Raw genomic sequence first — 4,215 nt, 5'->3', positions numbered from 1 at the left:
CGACAGCACGATCCCGACGTACATGCCGCCGACCACGCGCGACGCACGCATCCGGTCGAGCGCGGCGCCGATGCCGAGCGCACCGAGCCCGCCGCCGACGTTGAACGCGATCTGCACGAGGCCGACATGCTCGCGATCGAGCCCGCGCGCGGCCATCAGCGACGGCAACCAGTTCAGCAGGAAGTACAGGACGATCAGCGTGCAGAAATAGCTGATCCACAGCGCAAGCGTCGAGATCGTGCGGCCGTCGCCGAACAGCGTGCGGGCGACGCTCGTGCGCGCGGCCGACGTGCCGGCAATGTCGAGATACGCGCGCGATTCCGGCAGCAGCATCGCCAGCAGCGGCACGAGCAGCAGCGGCCCCGCGCCGCCGACATAGAAGATGTGCCGCCACTCGGTATCGCCGGCGAGCAGCACGCCGATCAGCGACGCGATCACGCCGCCGAACGGGATGCCGCAGTACATCGCGGCCACCGCGCTGCTGCGCGAGCGCGCGTCGACCGCTTCCGACGACAGCGCGATCAGGTTCGGCATCGCGCCGCCGAGGCCGATGCCGGTCAGCACGCGCACGACGACGAGCATCGCGAAGCTCGACGCCTGCGCGGTGGCGATCGACAGCAGCCCGAACAGCGCGACCGACGCGATCAGCACGCGCTTGCGCCCGATCCGGTCGGCGAGCCGCCCGCCGAGCATCGCGCCCGGCAGCAGCCCGAAGGTGCCCGCGCTGAACGCAATGCCCATCTGCGACACGGTCAGCCCGAATTCGCGCGCCATGCGCGGCGCAGCGACGCCGACCGACTGCAGGTCGAGCCCTTCGAGCAACGCGATTGCGAAGCACAGTGCGAGTGTCGTCGCGACCGCCGGTCTTTCGGCAACGTAGGTGTTCATCGTGTCTCCAATCCTGGTTGTCTTTTCGTCGGCGTGCCTCGCAGGGCCGCTCGCGGCGCGCGCCGCCGCCGGCCAGGGGCGGGCAGGCGCGCAATGAGGTGGTTGAACGGCCACCCTTGTTATCAGGCAGCCTGATTCACTGGCCGTAAAAAAGCCCGCCGGTCGCATCGCCGGCAGGTCGTTACGTGTACCGATGCCTATCGCTAGGTCGATGCGTGAATCACGTCGGGATCACGGCGCGCCGGGTCGTACAGCGCGTCGATCGTTGCCGCGCGATGCTGCTGCACGGCCGCCTGGTTCAGCGAACCCTTGTCGGTCACTTCGCCGAGATCGAGCGACGGCGGCGTGTCCATCAACCGGATGCGCGCGACGAACGTCGATCCGCCGCTCGCATGCCGGTTCAGCGTGGCGAGCCAGGTCTCGAACACCGCGCGCACGGCCGGCGCGCGCAGCACGTCGGCTGCCGATGCATCGGCAGCGAGCGCCGCAAGCGCACGGCACGCGTCGATGCGCGGAAACACGAGCAGGCCGATGTCGTCGCGATTGATCCCGGTCACGACGACGTCCTGCACGTACGGCGCACCGCTCGACACCGCGTTCGCGCGCAGCGGCCCGACGCTGACGAACGTGCCGCTGCTCAGCTTGAAATCCTCGGTCAATCGCCCGTCGAACTGCAGCCCGAATTCCGGCCGCTCCGGATCGGCGAACGTGGCCGCGTCGCCACTGCGGTAATAGCCTTCATCGTCGAACACGTCGCGCGGATCGACCTCCGCATGCCAGTAGCCGCGCATCACGTTCGGCCCCTTGAAGCGCAATTCGAGCTTGCCGCCGCATGGCACGAGCTTCACGTCGCAGCCGGGCGCGGGCAGCCCGATATAGCCGGCGCGCATCAGCGGCCCCGTCGTGAACAGGCACGACGGCGACGTTTCCGTCATGCCGAGCCCGGCCATGATCCGGATGCGCTCGCCGCAATGCGCATCGGTCACGCGGTCGAGCCGGTCCCACGCGGCCTGCGACAGCCCCGCGCCGCCGAAGAAATACAGCTTCACGCGCGAGAAGAACGTGTCGCGCAGCGCGGCGTCGCGTTCGAGCGCGGCGGTCAGTTCTTCCCAGCCCTTCGGCACGTTGAAGTAGATCGTCGGCGCGATCTCGCGCAGGTTGCGCACGGTTTCGTCGAACCGGCCGGGCACCGGGCGGCCGTCGTCGAGATACAGCGTGCCGCCGTTGTACAGCGCGATGCCGAGGTTGTGGCTGCCGCCGAACGTGTGATTCCACGGCAGCCAGTCGACCAGCACCGGCGGCTCGCGCGTCAGCTCGGGCATCGTCTGGCGCAGCATCTGCTGGTTGCTGCACAGCATCCGGTGCGTGGTCGGCACGGCTTTCGGCCGCTTCGTCGAACCGGACGTGAACAGGATCTTCGCGAGATGATCGGGGCCGACCGACGCATGGATCGCGTCGATCGTGCGAGGGACGGTGGCGAGCAAGCGCGAGAGCGGCACGGCATCATCGCCCGACGCATCCGCATCGCGCGTGACGATCAGCGTCGCGTCGGCCGGCAATGTCGCATCGAGCGCACGTGCAAACGCCGCACGTTCCGCGACGAACACCGCGCCCGGCCGCAGCAACCCGAGCGTGTGGCGCAGCTTGCCGTAGTCGGTCGACACCAGCGAATACGCGGGTGAAATCGGCGCATACGGCACGCCGGCCAGCATCGCCGCGAACATCAGTTGCAGGTGTTCGAGATCGTTGCCGGACAACACCGCGAGCGGGCGGTCGGCCGACAGGCCGAGATCGGCGAGGCCCTGCCCGATCGCGCGGGCACGTTCGAGCATCTGCGCGTAGGTGATCTCGATCCAGCGGCCGTCGTCACCGCGCCGCGCAGCCAGCACGCGGTCGGGGTGGGCTTGCGCGCCGTTCACGAGGCAGTCGGTCAGGCGTGCCGGGTAGGCGCCGAGCGGCTCGCGGGCGCGCAGGTACCACGTGCCGTCGTCCGCGCGGCGGATCTCGGCCGCGCCCACGGCGACCGCCGCGGCGCGATAACGCACGCCGCCCGCGCCGTGTACGACCTCACCCGGAGGCTTCGCTACATTCATCGTGGCCTCGCTCAGATCGGGTAATGACGCGGCACGGTCTGCACCGTGATCCAGCGCAGCTCGGTGAATTCGGCGATCGACGCGCGGCTGCCGAAGCGGCCATAGCCGCTCGCCTTGGTGCCGCCGAACGGCATCTGCGCCTCGTCGTGCACGGTCGGGCCGTTGATGTGGCAGATCCCCGATTCGATCCGCCGTGCGACCGCCATCGCGCGGGCGACATCGCGGCTGAACACGCTCGACGACAGCCCGAACTCGCTGTCGTTCGCGAGCGCGACCGCTTCGTCGTCGCTGTCCGCACGCAGGATCGCGACGACCGGCGCGAACGATTCCTCGCGATACAGGCGCATGTCGCGCGTCACGCCATCGACGATCGCCGGCTGCATCGTCGCACCTTCGACGCGGCAGCCGAGCGGCAGCTGCGCGCCATGCGTACGCGCATCGTCGACGAGCGATGCCGCACGTGCAGCCGCCGCCGCGTCGACCATCGTGCCGAGCGGATGGCCAGCCAGCGGATCGCCCGCGACCAGCGTGCGCGCCTTTGCGGCGAGGCGCTCGACGAGCGCATCGGCAAGCGGCCGTGCGACGATCACGCGCTCGGTCGACATGCAGATCTGCCCCTGGTTGAAGAACGCACCGAACGCGATCGCGTCGACGGCCGCGTCGAGATCGGCATCGTCCAGCACGAGCACGGGCGCCTTGCCGCCGAGTTCAAGCAGCACCGGCTTCAGGTGAGCGGCCGCGTGGCGCGCGATGATGCGCCCGACGTGCGTCGACCCGGTGAAGTTGATGCGCTTCACGTGCGGATGCGCGATCAGCCGCTCGACGAGTTCGGGTGCGTCGGCCGCCGCATGCGTGATCACGTTGACCACGCCCGCACCGAGCCCCGCTTCGTCCAGCACCGCGCCGATCAGCGCGTGCACGCCGGGGCACGCTTCGGACGCCTTCAGCACGACCGTGTTGCCGCACGCGAGCGGCATCGCCAGCGCACGCGTGCCGAGGATCACCGGCGCGTTCCACGGCGCGATGCCGAGCACGACACCGCACGGCACGCGCATCGCGAGCGCGAGATTGCCGGGCACGTCGGACGGGATCACGTCGCCGGCAATCTGCGTCGTCATCGACGCGGCCTCGCGCAGCATGTTCGCCGCGAGCGTCACGTTGAAGCCGATCCAGCCCGGCGTCGCGCCGGTTTCGGCCACGCCGGTCGCGACGAACGCGTCGATGCGGGCGGAGC

General features: G+C 69.8%; 3 protein-coding genes. All 3 read right to left on the bottom strand.

Annotated elements, in window-relative coordinates; translation table 11 throughout:
* Positions 1-888, bottom strand: an 888-nt coding sequence (gene mhpT / locus G3N99_RS35535) for a 3-(3-hydroxy-phenyl)propionate transporter MhpT (protein WP_206124691.1), incomplete at its 3' end; no start/stop codon positions are given.
* A 203-nt stretch (positions 889-1,091) separates the two neighbouring features.
* Positions 1,092-2,981 (bottom strand): feruloyl-CoA synthase, encoded by a 1,890-nt coding sequence (locus G3N99_RS35530; RefSeq protein ID WP_206124690.1) that lies wholly within the window; start codon positions 2,979-2,981, stop codon positions 1,092-1,094.
* Between the two features lie 11 nt (positions 2,982-2,992).
* A partial coding sequence (locus tag G3N99_RS35525) for an aldehyde dehydrogenase family protein (protein WP_206124689.1) occupies positions 2,993-4,215 on the bottom strand: 1,223 nt, incomplete at its 5' end.

Source organism: Burkholderia sp. Ac-20392, assembly GCF_017104585.1.
In the GTDB taxonomy this organism is placed as follows: domain Bacteria; phylum Pseudomonadota; class Gammaproteobacteria; order Burkholderiales; family Burkholderiaceae; genus Burkholderia; species Burkholderia lata.
The sequence above is the reverse complement of the archived record's forward strand: the minus strand, read 5'-3'. Positions and strand labels throughout refer to the sequence as shown.